Consider the following 25,858-nt stretch of genomic DNA (forward strand, 5'->3'; position numbering starts at 1 on the left):
ATGGGTGAAGGCGCCGACCTCCTTGTTGATCGCGCGAGGGAACTGCCGCCTCTGCACCTCGCGACAGACGCGCTGATCGCCGACACGACGCATTTCAGCGCCCGCGAGATCGGCGCCTATCTGCTGCTGCTCATCGAGGCTTGGCGGTCTCCGAACTGTCGGCTGCCCGATGAAGACGCCAAGCTGGCTGATTGGGCACGGCTCGGCCCGCGGGCTTGGATCACGGCTAAGCCGACGGTGATGAGCTTCTGGGCTCTGTCTGACGGCTTCTGGTCGCCGTCGCGCCAGCACTTCGGCGCGGTTCCGCGTGCCGCAATTGCGCCGTCCATTCGCGCGCGCATCCTGGCAGTGGGTGCTTGTGCCTACTGTGGCGATGCAGCAGGCCCCTTTGAGGTCGATCATGTCGTGCCGCTCGCTAGGGGCGGCCCGAACATCGAGAGCAATCTCGCTTGCGCCTGCGTCGCATGTAACCGGTCGAAGCGCGATCACATGCTTGCGGAGTGGGTGCGATGAGCGACCGGCTCCCCTGGTTCCGCTGCTTTCCGTCCGCGCTGCTTGGTGCACTCGCTGGCCTCGATGCCGATGAGGGGATTGTCTACGTCACTGCGCTGCTGCGCATCTATGAGACCGGTGCGCCTGTGGGCGAGACAGCCCGCACGCTGGGACGACGGACTGGCCTGACAGAGCGCAAGGCCGGCGCTGCCCTTGAGCGGCTTTTCGAGGCCGGCAAGCTGATCCTGACGGCCGACGGCAAGCTTGATAGCGCCTCCACTCACGCTGAGATCGGATGGCAGCGCGAGCGCCATCAGGATCAGTCGGCAGCCGGCCGGGCAAGCGCGGCTCGCCGCCAGAAGCAGGTGGACGAGAAAAAGAACGAAGCGTTCGGTAAAAGCTCCGCTCAAAACGAGGACCAAAAACATCAACAAAATCAACGAAACGAAGCAACGGCCGTTGAGCTACCGTTCAACCACTTAGAAGAAGATACAGATCAGAAAGAGGACAAGCCTCTTTCTGACGCTCGCGTGGCTCGCTCGCAGTCTGACTTCCCTCCGAGCGCCTTTGCGATCTGGTGGCAGATCCAGCCGAACAAGGTTGGAAAGGATGCGGCCGAGCGAGCTTTTAATCGCGTCCGCAAATCTGGCCGCGTGACGTTCTCCGAACTGGTTGACGGCCTCAAGTCCTACATCGCCACGAAGCCGCCGACCCGGGACTGGTGCCATCCGACCACTTGGTTGAACCAAGGCCGTTGGGCTGATGAGCCCGCCCCGGTGGTTCCATACCGCGCCCCGCTGAACGGTCGCGCCCCCTCCGCGCAAGAGAGTTTCCTGACCCAGTCCCGCAACGCAGACCGCGAAATGAGAGGCGAAGATGACGCCAGCCCTTTCCTCTTCGACGCCGCACCGGTCGCTGACGCGGCTGGATACACGAACGGACACGCTCGTCCGGCGCTTCTCGAACCACCTGGAGGAAACCGCGGATTTCCGCCGCCGCGCTATCCCGGACCGGCTCGCCCCCACTGAGCACGAACGGCGTGAATTGAAAGCGCGGGTCGCCGAGATCGATAGCGGACTGGGCCGTGCCAGTGAGGCGTCGATCCGCCGAGCGGTCGGGCTGGTGAAGGGTCTCATGGCCTCTCCTGCCATCGGCGAGACGACGGTAGATGAGATCTTGAGCGGCTACGCCTTGGTGCTGGCACCATACCCGCAGCCGGTGATTGAGGACGTCTGCCGCCGCTACCTTGATGGGCGCCTCGGCAACCGGGTTTACGCACCCACGCCCGCCGAGATCGCCCATGAGTGCCGGGAGATACTGGCGCCGATCTATGCCGAGCGAGCCCGTATCGCCTTGATCCTTGATGCCGAGGTCTATGAGACGCCGAGCCCAGAGCAGTAGGCCGAGGTGCAGGCCGCCTATTTGGCCTTTGTCGCTGAGACCAACGCGCGAGCCGAAGGCGGCTTTTCCGGCGCCAAGGCAGTCGAAGGCAGTCAGGCCCACGCCGACCGTCTCCGCGCTCAATCCGATCTCTCAGAAGCCAAAGCCAGAGCCGAGGCTCAATCTCAGACACGGGAGGATGTGGCGTGAGCTACTATAACTACAGCGACATCGTGCCCTTTGAGACGCTGAAGGGCCTAACGCTCACCGAGATCAAGCGGGACGGTGACGAGGAGATCTCGTACGTCGCCAGTGACGGCCAGACCTTCAAGATGGTCCACATGCAGGATTGCTGCGAAACCGTTGAGATAGACGACATCGTTGGCGACTTGGACGACCTTGTCGGCAGCCCAATCGTGCGTGCTGAAGAGCGCAAGGACAACGACTGCGGCGCCAAGGAGGACTACGACGAGTCCTACACTTGGACCTTCTACGAACTCGCCACAGTCAAGGGCTGCGTGACCATCAAATGGTACGGCTCGTCCAACGGCTACTATTCCGAGGGCGTTGATCTAATCCGATTGAGGGATGCCGCGTGAAGAAGCACCCCTCTGGCCGTCCGATCCGTAAGCCCGAGAAGCGCGACTACTCCATGCAGAAGGGCCGCTACATCGGCTTCGTCTGCCCGCGCCTCAATGAGCCTCCGATACCTCGGATCACTCAAGCCACCGACATCCACGCCGTTGGCTTCATCGACCATCGTGCCGGCTACCTGCCCGGCTGGGAAGACAGTGCGAAGGGCGGAAAGCGATGAGCAAGCGACGCGGTAACTCAACGCGCTTCACTACCGACGAAGCGAAGCACATTGACCCGGATCTGACCTGGGTGGTCGTCCAGTGCAAGCCGATGCGGGACGGCAAAGCTGCCGAGCGGTTGGAGGACCAGGGCGTCGGCGACGTATGGACGCCCGAGTACCGGGTGACCATCACCCGGCGCGGGAAAAAGACCGAGATCGTGCGCCGGTTCTTCGCCTCGTACCTGTTCGTCGGCCTCGGCAAGGATCGGAACGGCGAGGTCGCCTATGGGCCCATATATAACCGAGAGTTTCTGATCGGCGCGCTAGGCAACGAAGGGCCGACGCATTTCCCGGCGAGCCTTCTACAGCACCTCGCAGACCGTTTGTCAGGTCAGGACAAGGACGAGACCGATCGCGGGCGGCGTCGTGAGGCGGCATCCAAGATCGAGCTTGGCGCCTTCTACCGCGCGACCAAAGGACCGTTCGCCAGCTTCATGGCGGAAGTGACGGCTATCCTTGAATGCGGGACCATTCGAGCCGATGTCGATATCTTCGGCCGGATGACACCTGTAGAATTTGAGCCAGAATGGCTTGGGACGGCCTGAGAAACCTTGACTTGCGTTCGTAGCTGTGCATATGAACGTGTACGGACGACTGGATGTGAGCTGCGCTCGTGACGGGTGCGCCTGCCGGCCCGGCCCTCGTATGAGGGCGCATTGGAAAGTCGTCTCCGAAGTTCGGCGCTGATTGTAGCTCCCAGGGTAGAGCACCCGGTTGATCCGGGCGGTCGATGGTTCGAGTCCTTCCGGTCAGCGCCGGAACGCTCAGGTCGCTGATTGCGTGAGCTTCAGCGGGGACAAGCGCAGGCGTAGTGCCCCCTGCACCCTGAGCCCCTTTCAGCCGGTAGCCTCTCATGCCCGAGACCCTTCCGGCCGACATTACGGCGGCAATCAAGAATTTCCATTCTGCGGCCCGTAGAGAGGGCGCGCTTGGAATTGGCACTCAGGCATCAGCCGAGGCCGAAAAAGCCGCCAGCGAGGCCCGTAGTCGATTGGAGCGCACAATCAGCGCGCACCTTCGTGGCTATGCCGGGCTGAAGGCTGCGATGGACGCCATCACGAGCGGAGCCGCCTGATGGGGCATTGGATCCCCGCCAGTTGCATCCACCTCGACCGGCATCACGGCTGCCGCCACCCGGCACGCCGTCGATCGCCGTACAACCCGCTCCGCTGGCTGGGCTTAGATCGGCCCATCTGCGTGTTCGTGCCGGCCGAGTACAGCCGCGATGGCCGCGACAGCGTGCGGTGTGAGTTTCAGGAGAAGCCTCCGCGCCCTAAGCCGCCGACTGGCGGTCCATCTGAGCGCCGCGCGTGAACGAAGACGATCTTACCGACATCCACCTAGACCGTGATCCCGACGATCTCCTCCCCGAGGACTGGGACGAGGTAGCGGACAGTGAGATCGAGCTAGCCGGGTTTCGCCGCCGGTTGATGGATGAGAACAGTGAGAATTCTCATGAAGGTCGCTGATCCCCGCATCCTCTCGGTCGAGCAGAACGGCGAGAAGATCCAGGTTTGCATCTGCGAGCCGGATCGCGAGTTTCCCTTAGCCGCCGACCTGACTGTTCAGGAGGCGCAGGATCTGGCCGCCAAAATCATGGCCGCCGCTTCGGTCGTCAGCCGCGCTGAGTATGATCGTCTTGAGCGCGAAGAGGACGAGATCCTTCGCCGGGCCGAGCGTATTTGGCGGTCGCGCAACCCCGGCAAGCCCTTTCTGGCGGCGGTGTCTTGATGAACGACCGCGTCATCGAAAGCTTCATGGTCAGCCTCGGCTTCAAGGCCGACACAGCCGCACTGGACGCCACGATTGCCAAGCTTCGCGAGCTGAGCGCCTTAGTCGACCGGCTGCGCGCTCAAGGCGTTGATGTCGAGGCACTGCTCGCCGAGAAATCTGGACAGCCAGTAGAGCGCATTCGGTTCGCTCACGAGGCGGCCTCGGCGTGATGCCGAACTCTGACGCCTTCCTGACCTGGCTGTTTCTGCCGAGCCATTTCGCCCTTGGCTGGATCTGCGCCGGCTTCGACCTGATGACGGGAGCGCGCTGATGCACCCGACCGACAAGCTCCTCTCCCTCAGCCATGCCAGCATCGCCCGTGCTGCTGCCACTGGCCCTCGCCGAGCCACACAGCCCACAGCCCTGACCGATCGCCGGCATATGGCCCGCATCGCCCAGGCTGATCCCATCGCCGTCCGACACAGCGTCGGCGCCGCCATCATCCGCCTCAACACCCTCGCCCGTGCTGACGGCTTCCTCGCCCAGCGCATTGCTGAACTCTAAGCCGACAGGACTCGCCATGCCTCACACCAAGCTCGTCGAGCACTCCACCGCCATGGCTGCCGCTGTCGGCGACGCCTACGCTCAGGTGTCGAAGCTCCGCGCTTCCGGCATCCCGACCCCGGCTATGGCTGTTCTCGGCACGCTTGAGGGCGCCCTGTCCCGCATCGCCGACAAGAACGCGGCTATGGGCGAGGTGGCCCACGGCCTGACGGACGATGCCCCGGTGGATGACAAGTCCGCGAAGGCTTCGACTGGCTCGGCCAGCGATAAGGGCAGCAGGGCTGCCTGACGAATTAGGCGGCGCACTGCGCGCCGTAGTGGCCTGAAAGTTCGCCCATGTCGGACAACCCGACGCCCGAAAGCACCGAGAAGCGAGGGCGCCCCAGCAAGTACGATCCTGCCTATTGTGAGCAGATCGTCGACTTCTGCTCCGAAGGGTATTCGATCACGGCCTTCGCTGGATCCATCCGCGTTGCCCGGGATACGATCAGCGAATGGGCGACGGTGCATCCAGAATTTTCCGCAGCCGTAAAAAGCGCGAAGGCCGCAGCGTCGTTATGGTGGGAGCAAAAAGGTCGCCGGGTTGCTGAGACAGGAGGCGGTCCCGGTACTGCGACGATGATCATCTTCAACCTAAAGAACACAGCGCCGGACGATTATCGCGAGCGCGTGGCTCACGAGCATTCTGGGCCAAACGGTGCACCGATCAAGACGATCACCACGGCCATGACACCGAAGGAAGCGGCGGAAGCCTATGCCGCCACCCTCAACGACAGCGGCGAGTAATTGGCCTCCGAACTACGTTGAGGCCTTTGCTTGGCGTCAGGGGCAAGTTCAGAAGCTCCGGTCCAAGCCTGAGATGGCCGCTGGCGCTAAGGAGTTCTACCGCACCCGGCCGGTCGAGTTCATCAACCACTGGTGTACGACTTACGACCCGCGCGTCTCGGGGACGGACCTGCCAGCGCGGATGCCGTTCATCCTGTTCCCTAGACAGGCCGAGTGCGTCAGGTTTTTGCGGGGGCTGATAGAGGCCGAAGAGAGCGGTCTAGTTGAGAAGGCCCGCGATGTTGGTCTGACGTGGTTGTGCTGCGCCTTCTCCGTGTGGCTGTGGCTGTTCTGGCCTGGCGCTGCGATCGGGTGGGGCTCCCGCAAGGAGCAGTTGGTCGATCGGATCGGCGATCCCGACAGCATCTTTGAGAAGATGCGGATCATCGTTCGGGGGCTGCCTCGGGAGTTCTGGCCGGTCGGCTTCAAGCCCGACGACCACATGACCTACATGAGGCTGGTGAACCCTGAGAACGGGGCCAGCATCACGGGCGAGGCCGGCGACAACATCGGCCGCGGCGGCCGAAAGCTCATCTACTTCAAGGACGAAAGCGCCCACTACGAGCGGCCCGAGAAGATCGAGGCCGCGCTCGCGGACAATACCCGCGTTCAGGTGGACATCTCGTCGGTCAACGGACTCGGCAACGTCTTCCATCGGAGGCGTGAGGCCGGCGTCGAGTGGACCGGCGGCGAAATCGCCAAGGGCGCCACGAACGTCTTCGTGATGGACTGGCGGGACCACCCGGCCAAGTCGCAAGAATGGTACGATGCGCGGCGACGGAAGGCGGAGGCGGATGGCCTCTTGCACGTCTTCGCCCAAGAGGTGGACCGAAACTACTCGGCGTCGGTTGAAGGCGTCATCATCCCAGCAGATTGGGTGAGAGCAGCTATCGACGCGCATACGGCGCTCGGCTTCGACGATGCCGGAGGCTGGGTCGCCGGTTTGGACGTGGCGGACAGTGGTGGCGACCGGAACGCGCTGGCGAAGCGCAAGGGCGTCATCCTCAAGTCGGTCCAGGAATGGGGCGAGCGCGACACCAGCACCACGGCTCGCCGGGCGATCGACGGATGTAGCTGCGTTGGGCTGATTGATCTGCAGTACGATAGCATCGGCGTCGGCTCGGGCGTGAAGGGCGAGACGAACCGGCTTGCGGATGAGAATTTGCTGCCGGCGGGCCTGAAGCTACAGCCCTGGAATGCCGCAGCGGCGCCGCTGAAGCCCGACGAACCGATTGAGCCTTCTCCACCCGGGCAGCCTAAGGCCCCGCTCAACAAGGACTTCTACGGGAACCTCAAGGCTCAAGCATGGTGGCAGCTACGTCGGCGCTTTGAGCGCACGTGGCGTGCCCGCAATGAGCCGGGGTTCACGTGGAATGCCGCGGACCTGATCAGCTTGCCCTCCGATCTGCCGCTCATCCGGCAAATCGAGAAGGAACTGAGCCAGCCGACAGCCCGGAAAGACGGTCGCATGCGGCTCATCGTCGACAAGATGCCGGGGGGCACGCGCTCTCCGAACCTCGCGGATGCGATCGTGATGGCCTACTGGCCCGCGAAGTCGGCCTCGGGCTACGACCTCTCAGCGCTCGCCTGAGCATCATCGCATGTGGATGATGGACCGCCTCACCAACCTCATCACGGGGTTGGGAACAGGGAAGGACAAGGGCACCGCCGCCCGGTTCCGCTTCAACCCGATCGGGCCGGGTGAACTGACAGCGGCCTACCGCTCATCTTGGCTTCCGCGCAAGGTCATCGACATCCCGGCTGCGGACATGACCCGCGCTTGGCGGTCATGGCAGGCTGAGGAAGACCAGATTGAGCTGATCGAGGCCACTGAGAAGCGCCTCAAGCTGCAGTCGAAAGTCAAGCTCGCGAAGCAGTGGGCTCGTCTCTATGGCGGCGCCGGCATCTACATCGGCACGAACGACATCGACCTCTCGCAGGAACTGATCCCCGAGCGGGTCGGCCGAGACGGCATCACCTACCTGCACGTTATGACCCGTTGGGAATTGGCGGCGCAGGATCTGATCCTTGATCCGCTTTCGCCCTACTTCGGCGAGCCAAGCTTCTACAGCCTCGGCGCAGGCGACCGGGCCGGCATCACGATCCACCCATCACGCATCATCCGGTTCGTCGGGCGGCCGATCCCGCGGTTCGCGGCCGGCGCCGAGCGCTGGGGCGATAGCGAGCTTCAGGTGATCGACGATGCGCTGAAACAGGCAGGTGTCTCGCTCGCGCAGGTGGCCACGCTGTTCAACGAGGCCAAGACAGACATCATCTCCGTCCCGGGTCTGACGAGCATTCTCGCCACGCAGGAAGGCACGGACAGGCTCACAAGCCGGTTCGCCAACGCCGCCCTGCTCAAGAGCGCGCACAACGTGCTGCTGCTCCAAGGCGGCGATGAGGCCTCGGCCGAGAAGTGGGAGACCCGGCAGATTGATTTCGCGGGCTTCCCGCCGATCCTGCAACTCTATCTCAAGGTCGCAGCCGGTGCCGCCGATATCCCGGTCACCCGTCTGCTGAACGACTCGCCCTCCGGCATGCAGTCTACCGGCGACAGCGACACAACCAACTATTACGACCGCCTCGCCGCCGAGCAGCATACGGACCTGTCGCCTGAGCTTGAGCGCGGCGACGAGATGATCATCCGCTCGGCGCTAGGCCAGCGGCCGCCGGAGGTGCACTACAACTGGAACCCGCTCTGGCAGATGAGCGATGCCCAGAAGGCCGATATTCGCCTGAAGCGTGCTCAGACGACCCAGATTTACGCCGGCACGGGCCTCGTCCCCGATGAGGTGTTGGAGCAGGGTGTTCGAAACGCCTTGATCGAGAGCGGCGAGTTCCCTGGCATCGAAGCGGCCTATGCCGACTATGACGCCAAGGTCGAAGCCGGCGAGATAGATCCGGACGGTGGCGATGAGCCGACAGAGCCGCCCGCAATGCGTAGTGTGGCGGCGCTTCTGGCCGAAGCGGGGCAGAGGCAGCTAGGCGGGCCGCAGGGTACTGGCCCTGCGACGCGGGCACCAGCAGATGCGCGGGACGTATAGCCTCGCGGCGCTGGCGAAGCGGGGCGGCCACAAGCGCGCCCGCACGGCGCTCAGCCCGATAGCCTCGCGTAAGTCGGACAGAGAGGCGCTGAGGCGCATCATCGTTTCCGTGGTGGATGGCGGCGCAGATGAGCGCGAACGCCTTCTTCGCCTCGCTAATGCGGCGCAGGTGGGCATCACGCAGGACGACATCGGCCTCGACGGCGGCATACGGGACTTTCGGGCCTCGCAGCAGTCTCGGTTGGGACGGGCGACACTGGCGATCCAAGGCTGGGTCAACAAGGTTGCCTCTCGGTTCGATCTACGTTGGGTTCAGGCGGTCAAGTCGGCTCTCGGCGTGGACATCTCGCCGCTCGTTCATGCCGGCGATCTGCAGACCGTTCTCGGCCTCGTGACGCAGAAGCTGACGACGCACATCAGCGGTCTCGCCAGCGACGTCGCCAACCGTATCGAAGCCGGTCTAATTGACCTCATTACAAAGGGCGCTTCCACCAAGGCCAAGGCTGCCGTGATGGTGGAGGCGGTCGCCAAGGCTCGCAGGGCTGCTGAAGCCACCGCCAAGCGCGAGACCGAGACCTTCAACGCGGTGCTGAACCAGTTCCGGCAGACCCAGGCGGGGATCACGCAGTATGAGTGGTGGACCCGCCAGGACGAGCGGGTCCGCGGACGCCCTGGTGGGCTCTACCCAAAGGCCCGGCCGTCACATTGGGCTCGGCAAGGCCGCATATTCTCGTGGTCAACGCCGCCCGAGGACGGGCACCCTGGCGAAGCGCACGGCTGTCGCTGTGTGGCTCGGCCAGTGGTCACGATGGCTCCTGCGAAACCGATGCCCGATCCCAATCGCGCGCGCCTGGCTGGCCTGCGCGCCGTAGCCGGCGAGTTCGGCCTCAGCCTCTAGGCGAAGCGCCATGCAGTTCTTTGACACGATCAACCTCGGCCAAGCGGTCGAGATCACGGGCACGCGCGAGACCCGCAACGGCTCGCTCGTCGTCAACGCCCGAGCAGCCCGCGGCGGCAACGTGCAGGATTACCTCGGCGTCGAGGTCGATCGCCCCGATATGCCGGTCGTGCGCGTCTATCGCGATGCTGACGAGATCTTCCACAAGGACAGCCTCAAGACCTTCGGCCACAAGCCGGTGACCCTGAACCATCCGCCCGCGCCGGTCACCAGCCGGACGTGGAAGGATGTGGCCCGGGGCCATACCGGCGAGGAAGTCCTACGAGACGGCGAGTTCGTCCGCATTCCCATGATGGTGTCGGACCAAGCGGCGATCGACGCCGTGAAGGGCGGCCATCGCGAGCTGAGCGTCGGCTACCAGTGCGATCTGGACTGGACCCCTGGCGTCTCGCCGAGCGGGCAGGCCTACGACGCTCGCCAAATCAAAATCATCGTCGACCACGTCGCGATCGTCGATCGCGGGCGAGCCGGCCCTGACTGCCGCATCGGGGATGAGCACCCCGCCGATGCTGTGAAAACCATGCGGGCGCTCACCACCGCAGACAGGGACCCACCCTCCATGCACAAGCTGACGATTGATGGTGTGACCATCGACCTGTCGGACACGGCCCGCGAGGTGGTGTCCAAGCTGCAGGACTCTCACGCCAAGGCCCTCACGGACACCCAGACGGCTCAGGCCGCGCTGGCTGACGCTCATACCGCTCATGCCAACGCCATCCAAGCGAAGGATGGCGAGATCGCTGCTCTGAAGGCGCAGCATCAGTCCGCCATTGAGGCCAAGGACGGCGAGATTGCCGCGACCAAGGCCATGATCCCCGATGCCGCCAAGCTCGACGTGCTGGCCGCTGGTCGCGCCGAGCTGATCGGTAAGGCGAAGGCGATCCTCGGCGATGCGTTCGTCGCTGCGGGCAAGCCCGATGCCGAGATCCGCAAGGCCGTGGTCTCGCATGCTCTCGGCGACGCCGCCAAGGACATGACCGACGCTGCCATTGAGGGCGCGTTCGCCGTCGTCTCGGCAGGCAAGGTCGCCGTGGATCCGGTGCGCCGTGTGCTCAGCGATGCCCGAAACGTGCCGGTCACTGACGCCGCCTCCGCTCACCGCGAGATGCTGGACCGCATGTCCAGCGCTTGGAAGCACTCCGACGCGAAGGGGAACGCCTGATGCCCGCGCTCCAGACCTCCTATGGTCCGTACCTCACGCCGGCCTTCGCCGGCATGGTCGCGGACATGCGCCCCAACACCGTAATCTCTCGCGAGGTTGAGGGCAACGTCTCGCTGCCGTTCGGCGCCGTCACTCTGCGCGGCGCGACCGATCACGGCTGCGGTCCGTTCGGCCTCGCGAATGCCAAGGGTTTCCTCGGCATCGCCGTGTTTTCGGCTTCGGTTCGCCCGACGAACCCGACCCTGAACGCCTACGCCCCAGCAGGTGCGTCCAGCGTCACGGGCGCCGACACCGCGGCGATCTGCACCCGCGGCCCGGTGTGGGTCAACGTCGCCGTCGCCGTCACGAACGGCGATGACGCCTACTACGACGCCTCCGGCAATATCACCAACGTGTCGACGAGCAACACTGCCATGAACGGCAAGTTCGAGACGACCACGTCGGGCGCCGGCCTCGCCATTCTCGTCCTCCGCTGACGCCTGTCCAGGAGATAATTCACATGTACTTCGCCCAGGATGCGGCGCAGGCGGCGGAAAGCTTCCTGGTGTCGCAGCTCACCTACATCGAGCCTCAGGTCTATCGGGTTCAGTACCCGAACATCCGCTATCCGGAGATCGTGCCTGTCGACACCTCGGCCCCGCCGTGGATCCCGTCCGTCACGTACTTCTCGCTCGACGGTGCGGGCAAGGCCAATTGGTTTAACGGCCGCGCCCAGGACGTGCCGCTCGCGGAACTGCTCCGTGCCAAGTACGAGACCCCGGTCAAGATGGCCGCTATCGGCTACGAGTACGACCTAGAGGAGCTGAACCAGGCCATCATGCTCGGCCGCGATCTGACCACCGACAAGGCGTACTATGCGCGCCTCGCCGCTGAGCAGTTCGTGGACAAGGCCGCCATCTTCGGCGACTCCGCGCAGGGGTTCCTCGGCATCGCCAACAACCCGACCGTTACCACGGGCACGGCGGCGGCCGGCGCCAGCGGCGGCACCACATGGTCGGGCGGCAAGACCCCCGGCGAGATCCTGAAGGACGTGAACACCGCGCTCACGGGCACCTTCAAGAGCACCAACGCGGTCGAACTGGCCGATACGCTGCTTCTGCCGCTGGATGCGTTCGGCTACGCCGCCTCGACCCAGCTCAACCAGAACAGCGACAAGACCATCCTCGCGTGGCTGACGACCAACAACGTCTACACGCAGCGCACCGGCCGTCCGCTGACCATCATCCCGGTCTGGGGCCTCGATACTGCCGGCTCCGGCGGCACCTCGCGCATGGTCACCTACTGGCGCGACCCGACCGTCGTGAAGATGCACATGCCGATGCCGTTCCAGTTCGTCGGCGGCATCTGGCGCGATGGTCCGATGCTCTGGAAGGTTCCGGGCGCCTTCCGCTTCGGTGGCGTGGACATCAAGCGTCCGGCTGCCTTCCGCTACGTCGACGGCATCTAAGGGGAGATTGGCGATGAAAAAGACGATCACCAATCTCGCCCGCGGCCCGCGCCTGTTCAATGTGGGCGAGAAGGGCAAGGCCACGGCCAATCAGATCACGATCATGCCCGGCGAGACCGCTGAGATCAACCTGCAGGATCATGAGCACCCGGTCGTCAAGGCCATGCTCGCGGCCGGCGAGATCGCGTTCGGCAAGGATGGCGAGAAGTCCGCCCAAGACGAGGAGCGGGTTGAGCCGAAGGGCGCCAACCTCGACGCCATGTCGGAGGATGAGCTGAAGGCCTACCTCAAGGAGTATGGGGCCTCCGTGCAGGGCAACCCAAACCGCGAGACGCTGATGAAGCGCGCTCGTGAGGTGGCGGCGGCTCGCGCCTAAGCCATGGCTCTCCAGCCCCCGACCGTAGCGGAGTTCAAAGCCCGCTACCCGAACCTCCAGGGTCGCAGCGACGAGCTTATCGGGCTGCTGCTCCAAGAGGCGACGGGGGCGGTGGATGAGACGTGGATCCTGGCCGACCAGAAGCCGGCCATGCTCGCCTACGCCGCGCACCTGTTCGCGGTGGAGTTCACGGGCGCTCAGAACCTGACGCTACCGGATGGGTCTACCTATACCACCGGTGGACCGCTCAGTAGCGTCAGCGTGGGACCGGTAAGCGTGTCGTTCGCGTCCGGCGAGTCCTTCGCCAACGCGCAGCAGTACGCGGCCACGAACGGCCTCTCGGCGACCGACTACGGCCGGCGCTACCTGCAACTGCTCCGGCGCAACAAGCCGCCCGTCGCGGTGGCGAGTGCGCCTGTGGCGGTCGCGGGCATGATCCCAGGCTGGGACTGGGGCTTCTACTAAGTGGCCCTCAAAGTGCTCGGCGCTGGCTTCCCGCTCGTCGTGCGGGCGGTCCTCGCCATGTCCCGTGAGCGCGTGCTGATCGGCATTCCTGCGGACGGCCCGGCCCGGCGTGAACCCAACGCCCCATCGAATGCCGTGATCGGCTACGTGATGGAGACGGGTTCTCCGGCCCACAACATTCCGGCCCGTCAGTTTCTTGTGCCGGGCCTGCGCGATGCCCAGCCCGCGGCGGTAAGTATCCTCAAACAAGCAGCGGTCAACGCCCTCAAGGACGTGGCCGCGCTGAAGACCACGGCGTCGAACGGCGGCGCGGTTGCCCAGGGCTTGGAGGCGGTCGGCGTGGTTGGCCGCGATGCGGTCCGAGCCAAGATCGACAGCGGTCCCTTCAAGGCGTTGGCCCCCCGCACGATCGCCGGACGCCAAGCTCGCGGCAACTCCAGCACCGACCCGCTGAAGGACACGCTGCAGCTTCAGCAAGCCGTCACATACCGCGTCGAGAAGAAGTAGCCCGATGCAGCTCGCCGCGCTCGTGGCCTTCGTGCCGCAACTCCAGTTCTTTAGGAACGATAGCCTGTTCCTGATCCAGACGGTCGCTCCGGTCGATGAGAGCGGCACCCCACAGCCGTCTCACAACGCGATCCCCTTCTCGGGCGCCGTTGACCCATCGCAGAGCGAGACCTTGAACCGAATGCTTGAGGGGCAGAACCTCTCGGGTGCCATCATGGTCGTCACCAGCCAGCCTCTGTCTGCCGGGTCTGAAAACCGAGCCTCTGACACGATCCAGTGGTGCGGGCGCCTCTACTCGGTGCAGCGGGTCGCTGACTTCTCCGAGGGCGGCATCGGCATCCGACAGGCGGCCTGCACGCTGATCGGCGTCAATCCCGCACTGTAGACGAGACACAGCATGGCGAACGATAGCGCCAGCGGCGGCTACCTTGTCCCGACGTCGCCGCCCCCGGCCGCAGATCTCGCCCTCGACAAGCTCCTTCAGCAGATTATGGCGGGCATCACGGGACTGCCGGCCAACATGGTCCGGCCCCGCACGCAGCCGAATGACCCGATTACGGGCAAGCCCGTCACCACGATCCCGGGCGCCGACAAGGACTGGTGCGCGATCGAGGTGACCGACTTCGACCCCGACGCGATGCCGGCCCAGATCCACGTGCCTGATGGTGTCGGCTACACGATCCTGCGCCGCTCGGCGCGCCTGAGCGTCCTCGCCAGCTTCTGCGGCCCCAACAGCGACTACTACGCCAATCTCGCCTCTGACGCCCTCTGTGTGCCTCAGAACCGCGAGGCGATGAGAGGGCAGGGGCTCAACTTTCTCTCGTCCGACACGATCCGGCGCGTGCCCGACATCGTCAATAGCTCAAACCGCCGCCGAGCCGACCTGCCGATACGCTTCGTACAGGCGATTGAGCGCCGATACGAAATTCGCAACGTCGCTGTGCTGTCCGGCAAGCTCACTGGCGTGAACGGCTCGGGCGCTATTACCGACCCGCTGAGCACCGTCCCGCCTCCCGGCGCTTGACGCTCTCCACCAATCCCGATCCACCTACCAGGGACGCCGGTCGACGGCGCTTTGCTATGGCTGCTGGCCTCAACGTCGCCGACTTCGTCCGCGTCTCCGTCTCACTTCAGCCCGCCGCTGCGCTCTATCGCGGGTTCGGCAACGGCCTCGTCGTCGGCTCGACCCCCGCCGTGATCGACGTCGCCGAGCGGCTGCGCCTCTACACCTCGCTGGACGGTGTCGCGCAGGACTTCGGCACGACCGCCCCTGAGACTTTGGCCGCCACCCTGCACTTCAGCCAAGACCCGCAGCCCGCTCAGCTCTACGTCGGTCGCTGGGCCCAGAGCGCCACGGCCGGCAACCTGCACGGCGCTGTGCTGACGCCGTCGCAGCAGCTTCTGAGCAACTTCACGGCCATCTCCAACGGCTCGCTGCGGATCTCGGTCGATGGCACACAGCGCGATCTGACCGCCCTGAACTTCTCGGGCGCCCTCAACCTGAACGGCGTCGCGCAGATCCTGCAGACGGCTCTGGCGGCGGTCGCCAGCGGGTCCACTGTGAAATGGGACTCGGTCCAGAAGCGCTTCACGGTCACGTCAGGCACCACCGGGCCGACTTCTTCGGTCAGCTACGGGTCGGCGGTTTCGCCCGCCAGCGGCACCGACGTGTCCACGCTGTTCCACTTCACCAGCGCGGACGCCTCGGCGCCCGTCATCGGGCAGACCGCGGAAAGCCTTGTCTCGGCCGTGGCTGCGCTCGCAGACCGGTCGGGCGATTGGTACTCGCTGCAGGTTGCCACCGCCACGCCTCCGGCCGATGCCGACCATATCGCTGCTGCGACTTTCATCGAGGGCCTGAGCACGACCCAGTCGCGCATCTACGGGCTGACGATCCAGAACACGAACGCGCTGGACAGCACTACGTCGGCCGATCTCGGCAGCCAGCTTCAGACCCTGAACCTCGCCCGGACCTACTACCAGTTCTCGGGCAACAATCCGTATGCGGCACAGTCGATCTTCGGCCGCGCCGCGACGGTGGACTTCTCCGGCTCCAACACCACGATCACGCTGGCCTATAAGCGCGAGCCGGGTGTCGTCGCCGAGAACATCACCGAGAGCCAGTTCGCGACGCTTCAGCGTAAGAACTACAACGTCTTCACGAATGTCAACAACGGCACGGCCATCGTGTTCGCCGGCAAGATGGCGAACGGCGATTACTTCGATGAGCGCCACGGCGCCGACTGGTTGCAGAACCGCATCCAAACCGACGTCTACAACCTGCTCTACCTCTCGCCGACCAAGATCCCGCAGACCGATGCGGGCATGAACCAGATCAAGGCGGTCATCACTGCCGCCTGTCAGGTCGCCGTCAACAACGGGTTCGTCGCGGGCGGGCGGGTTTGGACAGGGCCGAGCATCGGCGCGCTCAAGACCGGCGATACGCTCACCTCCGGCTTCTACATCTTCGCGCCTGCGGTCTCCACGCAGAGCGACGCAGATCGGTATGCCCGCAAGTCGGTCCCCTTCCAGGTGTGCCTGACGCTCGCCGGCGCCGTGCACCTGATCACCATTTCTGCCCTCCTCAACCGCTGACCCGGGGCCGCACGCTATGGATCCCATCGCTTATTCGTTCATCGACGTTCAGGCCGCTATTGAGGGCCCCGGCGGCAACTTCTCGGTCTCTGAAGGCGGCGTCGCCAAGGAGGGCATCACGATCGAGATGATCGATGATGACTCCACGATGCTCGGCGGCGCCGACGGCACGGGCATGCACTCGGCCCGCGCTTCCCGTGCCGGCCGGGTTACGATCCGCCTTCTCAAGAACAGCCCGATCAACCGCAAGCTGATGGACATGCGCAATGCCCAGAAGGCCGGCGGTCTCGTCGGCGGCGCATTCACCGGGCGCAACATCCTGACGCTCACCAACCCCTACTGGGGCGACGACTATCAGTGCCGGGCCGGCGCGTTCGGCAAGGCTCCGAACGTCACCTATGCCGAGGACGGCAACACCAACGAGTGGGTGATGAATTTCATCTACATCGACTCGGTGCTCGGCGACGGCTCGCTGGTGCAGGGCTGATCCTCATGGCTGAGTTCTCGGTCAACGGCCGCCAGTACCGCTCCGGCATGATGCCTGCCCGCACGCAGTTCCACGTCATGCGCCGCATGGCTCCGATCCTGCCGACCATGCAGTCTGCGATCATGGCCAGCATGAAGGTGAAGATGGCGCAGGATGCGGGCGAACCGATCACGGGCAATGCGCAGGAAGCCGCCGTCAGCGCCGGCCTCGACTTCATCGCGGCAATCGGTACCCTAACCGACGAGAACGCCAACTACATCCTTGATAACTGCCTCGCAGTCGTCGACGTGCGACAGGACGAGTTCTCGGGTAAGTGGTCGAAGCTGCGCGGCCCAGGCGGCTCCATGTTCGACCTCGACATGATGTCCGAATTGGAGATCGTGAAGGAGGTCGTGCAGGACAACTACGGCCCTTTTTTTCAAGGGGTAGCCGCTCGCCTGAGCAACGCGGTCGCCGCCTAGACATAGATCTCGCTCGCATGGAAGACGGCGAGGAGTTCTATATGGCTCCGATCCCGTTGGGGTATTACCGCTACACTGACCTGCTGGAAGGCCCTCTGTCGATCGAGCATATCGCGGAAATTAACGAAGCGATGGCTTATTCGACTGAAAACGAGTATAGAGCTAGGGACGCTCAGAAGAGCGGATAGCTCTAGGTCATCATGCCCAAGTTTGTCGTCTACCGCATCGGCAACGGCCTTGACGGCAAGGCGTACATCGGCAGGACCATCAACCCGCATTCTCGCTGGAAGACACACAAGGCCTACGCTCGTTCAGGCCGTGGGTTCTCGCTCCACCAAGCGATGCGCGAGTGCGGTGTCGATAATTTCAGCTTCGACATCATCGGCGAATTCGATGCTTTGGATGATGCAAAGCGTGCCGAATTTGAGGCCATTGCGGCAGGCGTCACGAACGATCCGGAGCGAGGGTACAACCTTACGGCCGGCGGGGATGATCAGCCGGAGATTGCGCGCCTCGCTGTAGCGTTCGTCGCCTCTAGGCGCGCGACTGATGAGGAAGCGGAGATTGCCCGCAGCAGCGCGCGAGCAAAGAAAGCCGCCGTCACTCTGGGTCGCGAAGCCGTGCATGCGAAGCTGGCGCGAGCCAGGGCGGCAATCCCAGCAGAGAAGCGAACTGCGATGGGGTTGGCGCTGGTCAAACGCTTAGATGAAGCGCAGCGGAGAGCCAAGGCAAAGCGGGCGAACGACACCCTTGGCCCCGAAGGGCGAAGCCTGAGAGCCAAGAGGGCCGTTGCCACGCTCGGAGCCGAAGGGTTGAGCGCAAGAGCGAAGAAGGTGGTCGCCGCTCAGACCCCCGAGCAACGATCCGAGGCGCGGAGGAAAGCTTGGGAGACAAGGCGCCTCAGAAGCCGCGCGGCTCAGGTGAAATAAATGCCTTGGAATAACTGGGCAGCGATCTGCTGAGCCTCGTCACGCTGAGTCTCAAAATCTCCAAATCCGCTGTGCGTCATGCGGGCTATTATATCCTCGGATCGCCTACGCATTTTCTCGACGTTGGCATTTGAGGCGGCTGGGCCATTCGTTTGCGACGCAACCCAGGTCACTAGCATCGCTAGGACGGCCTTCATGGCGATCGTTTCGCTAGGAGTAGGTGCGGACATGTCTGCCTCGTTGCGGCGGGAGCAAGCTAGATACCGCGTCCATCGAGTTCGTCGAACCGGTCTGAGCTTGAGCCTCAAGGATACGCATGGCCCTGCTCGGCGCAATCACTGACGCGCTCTTCCGCCCATCCTCCCGGGCAATCGACATCATCATCCCGGATGTCGTGTTCGAAGAGATCCACCGCGACGAGTTGATCATCACGCAGCACCCCGTTGAGAAGGGGGCCGCGATCACTGACCACGCCTTCAAGCGGCCTGCCGAACTGGAGATGCGGGTCGGTTGGTCGGACTCGACCGCCGGTTATATGGGCTACGCCCGGCAGGTCTACGATCGCCTGCGCCGGCTGCAGGATGAGCGGCGCCCGTTCCCGGTTTATACGGGGAAAAGGCGCTACGCGAATATGCTGATGCGCGGCCTCGCGCTCACCACCGACGACAAGAGCGAGTATGCCGCGCTTGTGGTCGTGGCTCTGCAGGAGGTCATCCTGACCTCGACGCAGACGACTGGCGGTCAGCAGAACGGCGCTGCTGCGCCGGGTGCAAATTCGGACCAGGCGAACCCAGCTTCAACCGGCAGCGTCACCAACAGCGGTAGCGTAGCAACTACTGACGTGGGCCCTCAGGCATTCTCTGGGGCTTTCAGCCCAGGCAGCACGGCGGCTCCCGGCGATCTTGGGCTGGGCGGTGCGGTCGGTGAAGGCTTGAGCGGCCTGAGCGCATCCAACTACTCGGTCGACGTCGGCGAGATGACCATCCAAGACGGCGAGACCGGCGAGATCCTGAACCAAGGACCCGAACCCGCCCAGCCGCTGAACATCTTCGGCGCCGGCAACCCGGGGTTCTGACGTGCCGACTGCTGTCGAGATCCCACTGAAGCCGTCGCAAGCGCAGCGTTTCAGCGTCACGCTGAGCGACGTGACCTACAACATGCGGCTCACCTACAACATCGCGCAGGACGGCTGCTGGGCGCTCGACATCGGCGACGCGAACGGGGCGCTACTCGTCGCCGGCATCCCGATGGTGACGGGCGTCGATCTGCTCTCGCAGTACCGCTACCTCGGCATCCCCGGCGCGCTGCTCGTGACGACGGATCGCGGCGCGGGCGAGGTGCCGACTTTCGACGGTCTCGGCGTCACGTCCCACCTGTACTACGTGGCCCCATGACGCTGCAGTATCTGCGAACGCTCACGGCAGCCATCGAAGGAGGGCCGACCTTCCACTATGATGGTGAGCGAGACGAAGGCTTTCGCATCCGCTTTCTAACGCAGCAGCGTGACGCCAGCACGCCCAACGTGCTTCACCTTCTGGTCAGCAATCTTAGTACGGCAACGTCACAGCCGGCTTTTTACGAGAATAGGCGCTGCAAACTGTCGGCCGGCTATGTGGATGGCGGCGAATTCCTGTTGTTCGACGGCGAGATACGGCAGGCAAGGGACCTGCGTGAGAGCGTGACGGATCGAGTTCTTGATCTGCTGGTGACGGACAAAAGCATGCCGCGCAATTACGCCGTGGCGGTTGGGGCGCTGAATGCCGGCCACACGATGAAGGACCGCGCTGAACTAGCGTTCAAAGGCTTTCGCGATCTCGGGGTAAAGATTGGCTACATCTGCGACCTGATGCCGGGCATCAAGTTCCCGCGTGGGTTTACCTATGCCGGGGATGCCAATAAGTTGCTGCGGGAAGTATGCCGAGCCACTCAGACATCGTGGAGCATCCAGAACGGCACTCTGCAAATCGTCCCTAACACCAAGGCCAAGCCGGGCGGAGCAATCGTTCTGAATAGCCAGACTGGATTGCTAGGATGGCCGATCCAGACGATCCAAGGGATAGAGGGAACAGCGATCCTTAACGGACAGATTGTCCCGACGTGCCTTGTGAAGATAAATGAGAGTAGCATCCAGCGAGCGGCGATTGATGTGAGTTATGCCGGCGACGTGACGAACAAGATGCTGCCAAAAATCGCGACAGATGGTCTGTATAAAATTCTGACAGTCAGCCACCGCGGTGATACGCGCGGCAACGATTTCGCCACGGACTTTATCGGCATAAGAAACGGCGACAATATCCCGGTTGCGATGGCAAGCCGAGGCATTGACAGTAACTATTCCGCGCAGGGCCAGCGATGAGATCCAGGGCTCTCGTCTCGCCGCAGGCACACTGAGGGCGCCTATATGGCTGGCTTCAACATTGCCGATTTCTTCGCGCTCGTCTCGTTTAAGACGGACGAAGGATCGCAGGCGCGAGCTGTAAATAGTTACGCGAAATTTGAAAAAGCGGTCAAGGACAGCGAAGCCCGGATTGAGAAAGCAAAGGCCGAAGGGGCCAAAGCGTCGGTCCGCTATGCTCTTGAAATTGAGGCTGCGCAACATCGCGAGGTGCTAGAAGCGGCCAAAACGGCCGCAAAGGTTGCGGAAGCTGAGGCGCTGAAGGTCCGGGCGCATCAGCAGAGTTCTAGGCAGCAGGCCGAAGCCATTGGCTTCTCTGTAACCAAATACATGGCTCTGTTGGATGTGGTCACGCGAGTAGCGACGGCCGTGTCCTCATCCATCGGCGGTATGGTTGGCGGCTTTGATCGCCTGCATTACGTCTCGGGACGAACCGGCGCGTCTGTCGAAAGTCTCAAGAACCTCGAGCATGCGTTCACGCAGGTTGGTGGCAAGGCTGGCGAAGCTGTCTCCGCCGTTGAGAGCTTTCAGCAGAAGCTGCGCAATAACGAGGGCCTGCGAGGCTTCGTGAAGGGCCTTGGCGTCGACATGACCAAGGACGGCGCCCAGCAGATGCTGGATACCGTAGCCGCTCTCAACGCCCAGAACGGGCGCGAGGTGGGGGCGCTTCAGGCCGGCATGCTCGGGATCAGCGAAGAGCAATACGACCTGATGGTCCGCCAATCCGAGGGCGTGAAGAGGTACTACGCCGAGCGCGCCAAGGCCGTGAAGGCATTCAATCTTGATGAGAAGGCGGCCGGCGACGCCAGCGCGAAGCTGATGCAGTCGCTAGGAACGCTGTCGGTCACGGCGGAAGTCGGCTTCAGCAAATTGCTGACCGCCGTTGTCCCCCGCCTCACGGCGTGGATTGAGCGCATCACGGAATGGTTCAAGTCCAATCAGGAGCAGATCGGGCAGTTTATCACGTGGATCGGCGACAAGATCGAACTGGTTGGCAACAAGGCCGATGAGTTCTTTCGGGGTCTTGCCGGCACGCTTGAGGACAAGGAGAAACAGAAGGCGTTCGACGCTTGGAAAGACGGTCTGACTGGGATCGGCGACGCCATCCAGCGGATCACCCGGTTCTCGCAGGATCTGGTCAACTCGCCGCTCTGGCGGCTGCTCAAGCTTCTGACGATCGACAACCCGCTCGCCACGTGGCCGAGCACGCTCCTGGGCAAGGTCATCGGCGGCGCGGAGGCGAGCGGCTACAACTCGCGTACCGATGCCGGGCCGGCGGGAACGGTACCGCCTGACGACCGCACGCTTTGGCAGCGGATGGCGCCCAAGGCGCTCGGCGGCAAGGATGCACCCGCGGCTGGTAGCGGCTCGCGCTCGTTCCGCAACAACAACCCAGGGAATATCAAGGCTGGGGCGTTCGCTGATAGCATGGGCGCGACCGGCAAGGACGACGCCGGCTTCGCGACCTTCCCTGACTACGCCACGGGACGGAAGGCTCAAGAGTCCCTGTTGTTCAACAGCAAGGGCTACAAGGATCTGACGATTGCGCAGGCTATCGCACGCTGGGCGCCCGGCAGCGACGGGAACGACCCGGTCGGCTATGCGGCGCAGATGGCGAAAGCCGCGGGCGTGGACGTCAACACGAAGCTGGCGGACCTGACGCCGGATCAGCGCAGTCGCTTCCTTGACGCGCAGCAGCGGAAGGAAGGTTGGATCCCGGCGGCGGCCCCGGGAACTGTGAGCGGCACCGGTCGGCAGGTTGCGGGCGATGTGGCTCCGGTTAACGGGGTCGGTGGCGTGCTACAGCGACAGGCTAGCGCGAAGTACCGGCGTCAGAATATCGCCGATACCCTCCGCGATCAGATCCGCGCGGCGTCCATAGCCGCGGGTGTCAATGCCGAGATCTACTCGGGCGGCCAGGATGAAAGCGGCCCTGGCCATACTGGCAGCCATCGGCACGACCACGGCGGTTCGGCAGACCTGAAGCTGTACGTCTTGGATGAGAACGGAAAGCCTCGTTTCCTGTCGATGAACAACGATGCCGACCGCTCCAAGATGGAGGCCTTCATCCGCGAGAGCGTGAAGGCTGGGGCGAACGGCGTCGGGTCTGGGCCCGGCTATATGGGTGAGAGCGGCATCCACGTCGGCGGCGGTTCGCCGGCCGCATGGGGCGCAGGCGGATCCTCTGCCAACGCGCCTGATTGGGTGCGCAGAGCGCACGCGGCCGGTATGGCGGCGCGCGGCCGAGCGGCTTCCGCTCCGATCGTCATGCCTCGGTTGCCTCGCCTAGGCGCTACTGGCCCCGGCTCTTTCGACGTGAACGGCGCGCTTGGATCCTCTCCGATGGGCGCGTCGTCGATCACCAACAACACGTCCAGCCGCGACCTGACGGTGAGCAACAGCTTCAAGGTGGATATCCACGGGAGCGGCGATCCGAGAACGACAGCCGATATGTTCGAGAAGTCGGCGGCTCGTGTCAGCATGCAGGCGCTTGAGAATGCGCAGAGCGCGTCGCGATAGGCTACTCGCCGAAATGAAGTAGCCGGCGGATGTATGCCTTTGGCACGCACCGCCGGACGCGGCGAAGATCAGACTCGGCCGCAGTGTCGCGGGTGTATGGGCCGACCCCGACGATAGTTAGGCCAGCCTCTAGCCCGCCGAATTGCTCAGATGGGTAAACCGACACGTCCAGCCCGCAGCGGCGAGCGGCCAGATAGGTGCGGTCGGACAGGTTGCCACCGTGGCCGGTGTTCTGGTCGGTCAGAATTTCGGTGACTACCCACGGGCCGCTTATTCCACCCACGCGGGTGTCAAGCGCCGCTGCCGGCTGAGTGACGAAAGCGAGGATCACGGCGGCAAGGGCGTAGCGCATTGCATAGAGATAGATGGCTCACACGCTCTCTCCAAGCCCTCGTGCTACCGCCGGAAGCGAGGCGTTGGGCCTGAGCTATCTCGGTCGACCCTCTCCGCCTCTGCTTGTGCTGAAACGAAGTTCGCAAGAGCCTTGTAGAAAGCGTAATAATTTGCTCCGAGATCCTCGGAAAATTTGGAGCAGAGCGTCTGCCTTTGAGACGACAACGCGGGCCAAATTGACTTAACATAGTCGTAGTTGCTCTGCTCGGACCGGATGCATGCCGCCACAAGGGTGCGGTCAACTAGCGTGGAGCAGGCCCGCTCAACGTCGTGCTCAGGGATCGGCGCTGCCGAGGCGCTTTCAATCCAAGTGAGCATTAAAACGGCAGTTGCAATGTTGCGCATGGTGACGTGCATAGCACGCTGCGGGCCCGAGGTGGAAAGGAGCGACCATGGATCCCCGCGTCCGCTTCTTCGACGAGACCGAACTGCTGGAGACCCTTGCCGACGACATCCAGTCGCGCATCCGGACGGCCATCCCGGTAGCGCTCTCTGAGGACAGCGAGGACGGTCACAGCGTTAAGGTGCAGGCGCAGACGAAGCTGGTCAGGCGCGCTGCCGATGGGACGCTCTCGACCTTCTCCATGCCGCAGGTCTCGGACGTCGTCGTCAAGCATGCTGGCGGCGGCACGCTCACTAAGACCGTTCCGCTTAAGAAAGGCGACGAAGGCATCTTCATCGTAGCTGATCGGGCCTTGGATGCTTGGTATCAGCAGAGCGGCGAGCAGGCCGCAGTTGATGCCCGCATGCACTCGCTCAGCGATGGCTGGTACGTGCCGGGCGGCCGCTCCCTGCCGCGCAAACTCAAGGGCGTGTCCAAGGACTCCATGCAGTCCCGGACCGACGATAAGAAGACCGTTCACGACGTCAGCGAGAGCGCCGTGACCGCCGTCCGCGAGCAGAGCGCCCATCAGGTTAACGGCATGGCCGTGCAGTCCCAGAAGGACGGATCCAGCCAAGTGGTAGACGCCAAGACGATCCAGCACGTCGCCTCCAAGATCCTGATCAACTGCTGATGGCTGGCGGCTTCGTACCTTTTGGCCAGAACCTACAGCTTCAGGGGGGCGCCCCGCTGATGAAGGCGGCCACCTTCTTCATCGAAAAGCTCGGCGTCACCAAGCGGCTCGACGGTGGTCCGGGCCTCCAGGGGCTGATGCAGAAGGTGTTGCAGGACGGCAATCTGTCGTCAGTAATGCAGAACCCGATGGCTGGGCTGACGCAGGGCATCCAAGGCCAGCTCGGCGGGATGGTCTCGCAGCTTCAGGGCATGGCCGGCGGTGGACCCGCGGGGCTCATCTCCGCGCTGACCGGCGGCTCCGGCCTCGGCAACGCGCTCGGTCAGTTGCAGGCGGCGGGCGACAACCTCGCTGGCCTGACGAACGGAGCGACCGGGTTCTTCGCCATGATCGGCCACGCCAACACGGCGGACATGGCCGGTGCCGGCCTTCCGGCTGCCGCGGCGATGGATGCAGTCACCGGCCCGCTCACACAGGGCGGCTTCCTCGGCAGCATCAACACCGTCCTGCCGCAGGTCGTCTCTCAGGTCGTCGCCGGCACGATAAACCCGAACGACGCGACCAACTACGTTCTCGGCCAGATCGCCACGATCGGCAGCGTCACCTCAGGCTCGGCCGCAGCTCTCGCCTACGGGGAGCAGATGCATCCGCTGATCACGACTGTTGCGACGGTCGCCGGGGCGCTCGCCGTGCCCCCGACCTTTGATGCAGATGGATATCGCCAGGAAGGCGTCGCCACCGGCTTTCAGGGCGTTCTGGCCTCCATCGTCCAGCCTGCGCCTGCGGCAGCCATGGCGGCCTCTCTGGCGGCCCAGATCGCCCACACTGTTCACGATGCGGTGGACGTGGCGTCCATGACATCGCTCGGAGACGACTGATGCGGATCCGCAAGGTCTCGTCCGATGGCGATATGGTCTTCGGAGGCGACCAAGCCTCCATCTGGCGCGACGTGCCCGAAGTGGTCGGCGTCCTCGTCGAAGCCCGGCTGAACCTCTGGGAAGGGCAGTGGTGGCTGGATGCCACGCAAGGGACGCCTTACGAGCAACAGGTGCTCGGCAAGCGCACCGAAGGGTTGCGCGATCCCGCCCTACAGGCTCGCATCCTCGATACCCCAGGTGTCGTCGAGATCGAGGCTTACAACAGCGTCCTTGATCGCCAGACCCGAGGCCTGACCGTCTCGGCCACGATCCAGACCGTCTACTCGCGTTCCTACCTCGCGGGGCAGGGCGCCAACACCGCCAACATCACCGTCAAGGTGGAGAACGGTCGCTAA

Annotated in this window: 37 protein-coding genes and 1 tRNA gene; 37 read left to right on the forward strand and 1 reads right to left on the reverse strand. The window is 63.9% G+C overall.

Annotation, left to right across the window (positions count from 1 at the left end; translation table 11 throughout):
* The 34 genes from ABC766_RS00215 to ABC766_RS00380 all read left to right on the forward strand — a co-directional run bounded on the left by ABC766_RS00215 (position 1) and on the right by ABC766_RS00380 (position 23,176).
* Positions 1-513, forward strand: a complete 513-nt coding sequence (locus tag ABC766_RS00215) for a DUF1376 domain-containing protein (RefSeq protein WP_345820465.1) — start codon at positions 1-3, stop codon at positions 511-513.
* Positions 510-1,520 carry a hypothetical protein gene (locus tag ABC766_RS00220; RefSeq protein ID WP_345820468.1) on the forward strand — a complete coding sequence of 337 codons (1,011 nt, stop codon included), beginning with the start codon at positions 510-512 and terminating at the stop codon, positions 1,518-1,520. The genes ABC766_RS00215 and ABC766_RS00220 overlap by 4 nt, the downstream gene beginning before the upstream one ends.
* A 16-nt stretch (positions 1,521-1,536) precedes the next feature.
* A complete protein-coding gene (locus ABC766_RS00225) occupies positions 1,537-1,893 on the forward strand; it encodes a hypothetical protein (protein WP_345820470.1) in 357 nt (118 codons plus the stop codon).
* Positions 1,894-2,078: 185 nt separating this feature from the next.
* Positions 2,079-2,471, forward strand: a complete 393-nt coding sequence (locus tag ABC766_RS00230; protein ID WP_345820471.1) for a DUF7448 domain-containing protein — start codon at positions 2,079-2,081, stop codon at positions 2,469-2,471.
* Entirely contained in the window at positions 2,468-2,686 is a 219-nt protein-coding gene (locus ABC766_RS00235) for a hypothetical protein (RefSeq protein WP_345820473.1), read from the forward strand. Before ABC766_RS00230 ends, ABC766_RS00235 begins: the two co-directional genes overlap by 4 nt.
* The gene (nusG, locus tag ABC766_RS00240) at positions 2,683-3,273 is read left to right on the forward strand and encodes a transcription termination/antitermination protein NusG (RefSeq protein ID WP_345820475.1); all 591 of its coding nucleotides are present in this window, start codon (positions 2,683-2,685) and stop codon (positions 3,271-3,273) included. Before ABC766_RS00235 ends, nusG begins: the two co-directional genes overlap by 4 nt.
* A gap of 137 nt (positions 3,274-3,410) precedes the next feature.
* A tRNA-Ser gene (locus ABC766_RS00245) sits at positions 3,411-3,483 on the forward strand.
* A gap of 98 nt (positions 3,484-3,581) precedes the next feature.
* Positions 3,582-3,803, forward strand: a complete 222-nt coding sequence (locus tag ABC766_RS00250) for a hypothetical protein (RefSeq protein WP_345820476.1) — start codon at positions 3,582-3,584, stop codon at positions 3,801-3,803.
* Between the two features lie 235 nt (positions 3,804-4,038).
* Positions 4,039-4,197 carry a hypothetical protein gene (locus ABC766_RS00255; RefSeq protein WP_345820477.1) on the forward strand — a complete coding sequence of 53 codons (159 nt, stop codon included), beginning with the start codon at positions 4,039-4,041 and terminating at the stop codon, positions 4,195-4,197.
* Positions 4,184-4,459: a hypothetical protein gene (locus tag ABC766_RS00260; RefSeq protein ID WP_345820478.1), complete on the forward strand. Its 276-nt coding sequence runs from the start codon at positions 4,184-4,186 to the stop codon at positions 4,457-4,459. Before ABC766_RS00255 ends, ABC766_RS00260 begins: the two co-directional genes overlap by 14 nt.
* Positions 4,459-4,671 carry a hypothetical protein gene (locus ABC766_RS00265; protein WP_345820479.1) on the forward strand — a complete coding sequence of 71 codons (213 nt, stop codon included), beginning with the start codon at positions 4,459-4,461 and terminating at the stop codon, positions 4,669-4,671. Before ABC766_RS00260 ends, ABC766_RS00265 begins: the two co-directional genes overlap by 1 nt.
* Before the next feature lie 100 nt (positions 4,672-4,771).
* Positions 4,772-5,005: a hypothetical protein gene (locus tag ABC766_RS00270; RefSeq protein ID WP_345820481.1), complete on the forward strand. Its 234-nt coding sequence runs from the start codon at positions 4,772-4,774 to the stop codon at positions 5,003-5,005.
* Positions 5,006-5,021: 16 nt separating this feature from the next.
* A complete protein-coding gene (locus ABC766_RS00275; RefSeq protein ID WP_345820482.1) occupies positions 5,022-5,294 on the forward strand; it encodes a hypothetical protein in 273 nt (90 codons plus the stop codon).
* Between the two features lie 47 nt (positions 5,295-5,341).
* A complete protein-coding gene (locus ABC766_RS00280; protein ID WP_345820483.1) occupies positions 5,342-5,791 on the forward strand; it encodes a hypothetical protein in 450 nt (149 codons plus the stop codon).
* 181 nt (positions 5,792-5,972) lie between these two features.
* Entirely contained in the window at positions 5,973-7,421 is a 1,449-nt protein-coding gene (locus ABC766_RS00285) for a hypothetical protein (RefSeq protein ID WP_345820484.1), read from the forward strand.
* 10 nt (positions 7,422-7,431) lie between these two features.
* Positions 7,432-8,874 carry a DUF1073 domain-containing protein gene (locus ABC766_RS00290; RefSeq protein ID WP_345820486.1) on the forward strand — a complete coding sequence of 481 codons (1,443 nt, stop codon included), beginning with the start codon at positions 7,432-7,434 and terminating at the stop codon, positions 8,872-8,874.
* Positions 8,858-9,772 (forward strand): hypothetical protein, encoded by a 915-nt coding sequence (locus ABC766_RS00295; protein WP_345820488.1) that lies wholly within the window; start codon positions 8,858-8,860, stop codon positions 9,770-9,772. The genes ABC766_RS00290 and ABC766_RS00295 overlap by 17 nt, the downstream gene beginning before the upstream one ends.
* A 10-nt stretch (positions 9,773-9,782) precedes the next feature.
* The gene (locus ABC766_RS00300) at positions 9,783-10,994 is read left to right on the forward strand and encodes a DUF2213 domain-containing protein (RefSeq protein ID WP_345820490.1); all 1,212 of its coding nucleotides are present in this window, start codon (positions 9,783-9,785) and stop codon (positions 10,992-10,994) included.
* Entirely contained in the window at positions 10,994-11,470 is a 477-nt protein-coding gene (locus tag ABC766_RS00305) for a structural cement protein Gp24 (RefSeq protein WP_345820491.1), read from the forward strand. Before ABC766_RS00300 ends, ABC766_RS00305 begins: the two co-directional genes overlap by 1 nt.
* Positions 11,471-11,493: 23 nt before the next feature.
* The gene (locus tag ABC766_RS00310) at positions 11,494-12,441 is read left to right on the forward strand and encodes a DUF2184 domain-containing protein (protein WP_345820492.1); all 948 of its coding nucleotides are present in this window, start codon (positions 11,494-11,496) and stop codon (positions 12,439-12,441) included.
* Between the two features lie 13 nt (positions 12,442-12,454).
* On the forward strand, positions 12,455-12,817 hold the full coding sequence (locus ABC766_RS00315) for a hypothetical protein (RefSeq protein WP_345820494.1): 363 nt from the start codon (positions 12,455-12,457) through the stop codon (positions 12,815-12,817).
* A 3-nt stretch (positions 12,818-12,820) separates the two neighbouring features.
* The gene (locus ABC766_RS00320) at positions 12,821-13,282 is read left to right on the forward strand and encodes a DUF4054 domain-containing protein (protein ID WP_345820496.1); all 462 of its coding nucleotides are present in this window, start codon (positions 12,821-12,823) and stop codon (positions 13,280-13,282) included.
* Entirely contained in the window at positions 13,283-13,789 is a 507-nt protein-coding gene (locus ABC766_RS00325) for a hypothetical protein (RefSeq protein WP_345820498.1), read from the forward strand.
* A gap of 4 nt (positions 13,790-13,793) precedes the next feature.
* Positions 13,794-14,174, forward strand: a complete 381-nt coding sequence (locus ABC766_RS00330) for a hypothetical protein (RefSeq protein ID WP_345820500.1) — start codon at positions 13,794-13,796, stop codon at positions 14,172-14,174.
* A gap of 12 nt (positions 14,175-14,186) precedes the next feature.
* Positions 14,187-14,813, forward strand: coding sequence for a phage neck terminator protein (locus tag ABC766_RS00335; RefSeq protein ID WP_345820501.1), 627 nt, complete (start codon positions 14,187-14,189; stop codon positions 14,811-14,813).
* Between the two features lie 56 nt (positions 14,814-14,869).
* Positions 14,870-16,384 (forward strand): DUF3383 domain-containing protein, encoded by a 1,515-nt coding sequence (locus ABC766_RS00340; RefSeq protein WP_345820503.1) that lies wholly within the window; start codon positions 14,870-14,872, stop codon positions 16,382-16,384.
* A 16-nt stretch (positions 16,385-16,400) separates the two neighbouring features.
* Positions 16,401-16,871: a phage protein gene (locus tag ABC766_RS00345; RefSeq protein ID WP_345820505.1), complete on the forward strand. Its 471-nt coding sequence runs from the start codon at positions 16,401-16,403 to the stop codon at positions 16,869-16,871.
* Positions 16,872-16,876: 5 nt separating this feature from the next.
* The gene (locus tag ABC766_RS00350) at positions 16,877-17,332 is read left to right on the forward strand and encodes a phage tail assembly chaperone (RefSeq protein WP_345820506.1); all 456 of its coding nucleotides are present in this window, start codon (positions 16,877-16,879) and stop codon (positions 17,330-17,332) included.
* Positions 17,333-17,349: 17 nt separating this feature from the next.
* Positions 17,350-17,520: a hypothetical protein gene (locus ABC766_RS00355; protein ID WP_345820508.1), complete on the forward strand. Its 171-nt coding sequence runs from the start codon at positions 17,350-17,352 to the stop codon at positions 17,518-17,520.
* 12 nt (positions 17,521-17,532) lie between these two features.
* Positions 17,533-18,261: a GIY-YIG nuclease family protein gene (locus ABC766_RS00360; RefSeq protein WP_345820512.1), complete on the forward strand. Its 729-nt coding sequence runs from the start codon at positions 17,533-17,535 to the stop codon at positions 18,259-18,261.
* 316 nt (positions 18,262-18,577) lie between these two features.
* The gene (locus ABC766_RS00365) at positions 18,578-19,336 is read left to right on the forward strand and encodes a phage baseplate protein (protein WP_345820514.1); all 759 of its coding nucleotides are present in this window, start codon (positions 18,578-18,580) and stop codon (positions 19,334-19,336) included.
* 1 nt (position 19,337) lies between these two features.
* On the forward strand, positions 19,338-19,655 hold the full coding sequence (locus tag ABC766_RS00370; RefSeq protein ID WP_345820516.1) for a phage baseplate plug family protein: 318 nt from the start codon (positions 19,338-19,340) through the stop codon (positions 19,653-19,655).
* Positions 19,652-20,617, forward strand: a complete 966-nt coding sequence (locus ABC766_RS00375; protein WP_345820518.1) for a hypothetical protein — start codon at positions 19,652-19,654, stop codon at positions 20,615-20,617. The genes ABC766_RS00370 and ABC766_RS00375 overlap by 4 nt, the downstream gene beginning before the upstream one ends.
* 45 nt (positions 20,618-20,662) lie before the next feature.
* Positions 20,663-23,176 carry a hypothetical protein gene (locus tag ABC766_RS00380; protein WP_345820521.1) on the forward strand — a complete coding sequence of 838 codons (2,514 nt, stop codon included), beginning with the start codon at positions 20,663-20,665 and terminating at the stop codon, positions 23,174-23,176.
* Between the two features lies 1 nt (position 23,177).
* Here the strand turns inward: ABC766_RS00380 and ABC766_RS00385 are convergent, their stop codons facing one another.
* Entirely contained in the window at positions 23,178-23,528 is a 351-nt protein-coding gene (locus ABC766_RS00385; RefSeq protein ID WP_345820524.1) for a hypothetical protein, read from the reverse strand.
* 433 nt (positions 23,529-23,961) lie between these two features.
* Between ABC766_RS00385 and ABC766_RS00390 the strand changes: the two genes are divergently transcribed.
* Genes ABC766_RS00390 through ABC766_RS00400 form a run of 3 tightly spaced genes read left to right on the forward strand, consistent with a single transcriptional unit; the run spans position 23,962 to position 25,858 of the window.
* Positions 23,962-24,585, forward strand: a complete 624-nt coding sequence (locus ABC766_RS00390; RefSeq protein WP_345820526.1) for a Gp138 family membrane-puncturing spike protein — start codon at positions 23,962-23,964, stop codon at positions 24,583-24,585.
* A complete protein-coding gene (locus ABC766_RS00395) occupies positions 24,585-25,463 on the forward strand; it encodes a hypothetical protein (protein ID WP_345820528.1) in 879 nt (292 codons plus the stop codon). The genes ABC766_RS00390 and ABC766_RS00395 overlap by 1 nt, the downstream gene beginning before the upstream one ends.
* Positions 25,463-25,858 (forward strand): hypothetical protein, encoded by a 396-nt coding sequence (locus tag ABC766_RS00400; protein WP_345820529.1) that lies wholly within the window; start codon positions 25,463-25,465, stop codon positions 25,856-25,858. The genes ABC766_RS00395 and ABC766_RS00400 overlap by 1 nt, the downstream gene beginning before the upstream one ends.

It is taken from the genome of Methylobacterium fujisawaense (assembly GCF_039619325.1).
GTDB lineage: Bacteria > Pseudomonadota > Alphaproteobacteria > Rhizobiales > Beijerinckiaceae > Methylobacterium > Methylobacterium fujisawaense.

Coding starts and splice junctions, on each gene's coding strand:
- ABC766_RS00310 (WP_345820492.1), top strand. CDS start 11,494: ATGTACTTCGCCCAGGATGCGGCGCAGGCGGCGGAAAGCTTCCTGGTG.
- ABC766_RS00390 (WP_345820526.1), top strand. CDS start 23,962: ATGGATCCCCGCGTCCGCTTCTTCGACGAGACCGAACTGCTGGAGACC.
- ABC766_RS00250 (WP_345820476.1), top strand. CDS start 3,582: ATGCCCGAGACCCTTCCGGCCGACATTACGGCGGCAATCAAGAATTTC.
- ABC766_RS00275 (WP_345820482.1), top strand. CDS start 5,022: ATGCCTCACACCAAGCTCGTCGAGCACTCCACCGCCATGGCTGCCGCT.
- ABC766_RS00215 (WP_345820465.1), top strand. CDS start 1: ATGGGTGAAGGCGCCGACCTCCTTGTTGATCGCGCGAGGGAACTGCCG.
- ABC766_RS00260 (WP_345820478.1), top strand. CDS start 4,184: ATGAAGGTCGCTGATCCCCGCATCCTCTCGGTCGAGCAGAACGGCGAG.
- ABC766_RS00220 (WP_345820468.1), top strand. CDS start 510: ATGAGCGACCGGCTCCCCTGGTTCCGCTGCTTTCCGTCCGCGCTGCTT.
- ABC766_RS00315 (WP_345820494.1), top strand. CDS start 12,455: ATGAAAAAGACGATCACCAATCTCGCCCGCGGCCCGCGCCTGTTCAAT.
- ABC766_RS00280 (WP_345820483.1), top strand. CDS start 5,342: ATGTCGGACAACCCGACGCCCGAAAGCACCGAGAAGCGAGGGCGCCCC.
- ABC766_RS00365 (WP_345820514.1), top strand. CDS start 18,578: ATGGCCCTGCTCGGCGCAATCACTGACGCGCTCTTCCGCCCATCCTCC.
- ABC766_RS00340 (WP_345820503.1), top strand. CDS start 14,870: ATGGCTGCTGGCCTCAACGTCGCCGACTTCGTCCGCGTCTCCGTCTCA.
- ABC766_RS00345 (WP_345820505.1), top strand. CDS start 16,401: ATGGATCCCATCGCTTATTCGTTCATCGACGTTCAGGCCGCTATTGAG.
- ABC766_RS00360 (WP_345820512.1), top strand. CDS start 17,533: ATGCCCAAGTTTGTCGTCTACCGCATCGGCAACGGCCTTGACGGCAAG.
- ABC766_RS00330 (WP_345820500.1), top strand. CDS start 13,794: ATGCAGCTCGCCGCGCTCGTGGCCTTCGTGCCGCAACTCCAGTTCTTT.
- ABC766_RS00375 (WP_345820518.1), top strand. CDS start 19,652: ATGACGCTGCAGTATCTGCGAACGCTCACGGCAGCCATCGAAGGAGGG.
- ABC766_RS00335 (WP_345820501.1), top strand. CDS start 14,187: ATGGCGAACGATAGCGCCAGCGGCGGCTACCTTGTCCCGACGTCGCCG.
- nusG (WP_345820475.1), top strand. CDS start 2,683: ATGAGCAAGCGACGCGGTAACTCAACGCGCTTCACTACCGACGAAGCG.
- ABC766_RS00290 (WP_345820486.1), top strand. CDS start 7,432: ATGTGGATGATGGACCGCCTCACCAACCTCATCACGGGGTTGGGAACA.
- ABC766_RS00270 (WP_345820481.1), top strand. CDS start 4,772: ATGCACCCGACCGACAAGCTCCTCTCCCTCAGCCATGCCAGCATCGCC.
- ABC766_RS00350 (WP_345820506.1), top strand. CDS start 16,877: ATGGCTGAGTTCTCGGTCAACGGCCGCCAGTACCGCTCCGGCATGATG.
- ABC766_RS00355 (WP_345820508.1), top strand. CDS start 17,350: ATGGAAGACGGCGAGGAGTTCTATATGGCTCCGATCCCGTTGGGGTAT.
- ABC766_RS00285 (WP_345820484.1), top strand. CDS start 5,973: ATGCCGTTCATCCTGTTCCCTAGACAGGCCGAGTGCGTCAGGTTTTTG.
- ABC766_RS00400 (WP_345820529.1), top strand. CDS start 25,463: ATGCGGATCCGCAAGGTCTCGTCCGATGGCGATATGGTCTTCGGAGGC.
- ABC766_RS00385 (WP_345820524.1), bottom strand. CDS start 23,528: ATGCGCTACGCCCTTGCCGCCGTGATCCTCGCTTTCGTCACTCAGCCG.
- ABC766_RS00395 (WP_345820528.1), top strand. CDS start 24,585: ATGGCTGGCGGCTTCGTACCTTTTGGCCAGAACCTACAGCTTCAGGGG.
- ABC766_RS00305 (WP_345820491.1), top strand. CDS start 10,994: ATGCCCGCGCTCCAGACCTCCTATGGTCCGTACCTCACGCCGGCCTTC.
- ABC766_RS00320 (WP_345820496.1), top strand. CDS start 12,821: ATGGCTCTCCAGCCCCCGACCGTAGCGGAGTTCAAAGCCCGCTACCCG.
- ABC766_RS00295 (WP_345820488.1), top strand. CDS start 8,858: ATGCGCGGGACGTATAGCCTCGCGGCGCTGGCGAAGCGGGGCGGCCAC.
- ABC766_RS00300 (WP_345820490.1), top strand. CDS start 9,783: ATGCAGTTCTTTGACACGATCAACCTCGGCCAAGCGGTCGAGATCACG.
- ABC766_RS00380 (WP_345820521.1), top strand. CDS start 20,663: ATGGCTGGCTTCAACATTGCCGATTTCTTCGCGCTCGTCTCGTTTAAG.
- ABC766_RS00265 (WP_345820479.1), top strand. CDS start 4,459: ATGAACGACCGCGTCATCGAAAGCTTCATGGTCAGCCTCGGCTTCAAG.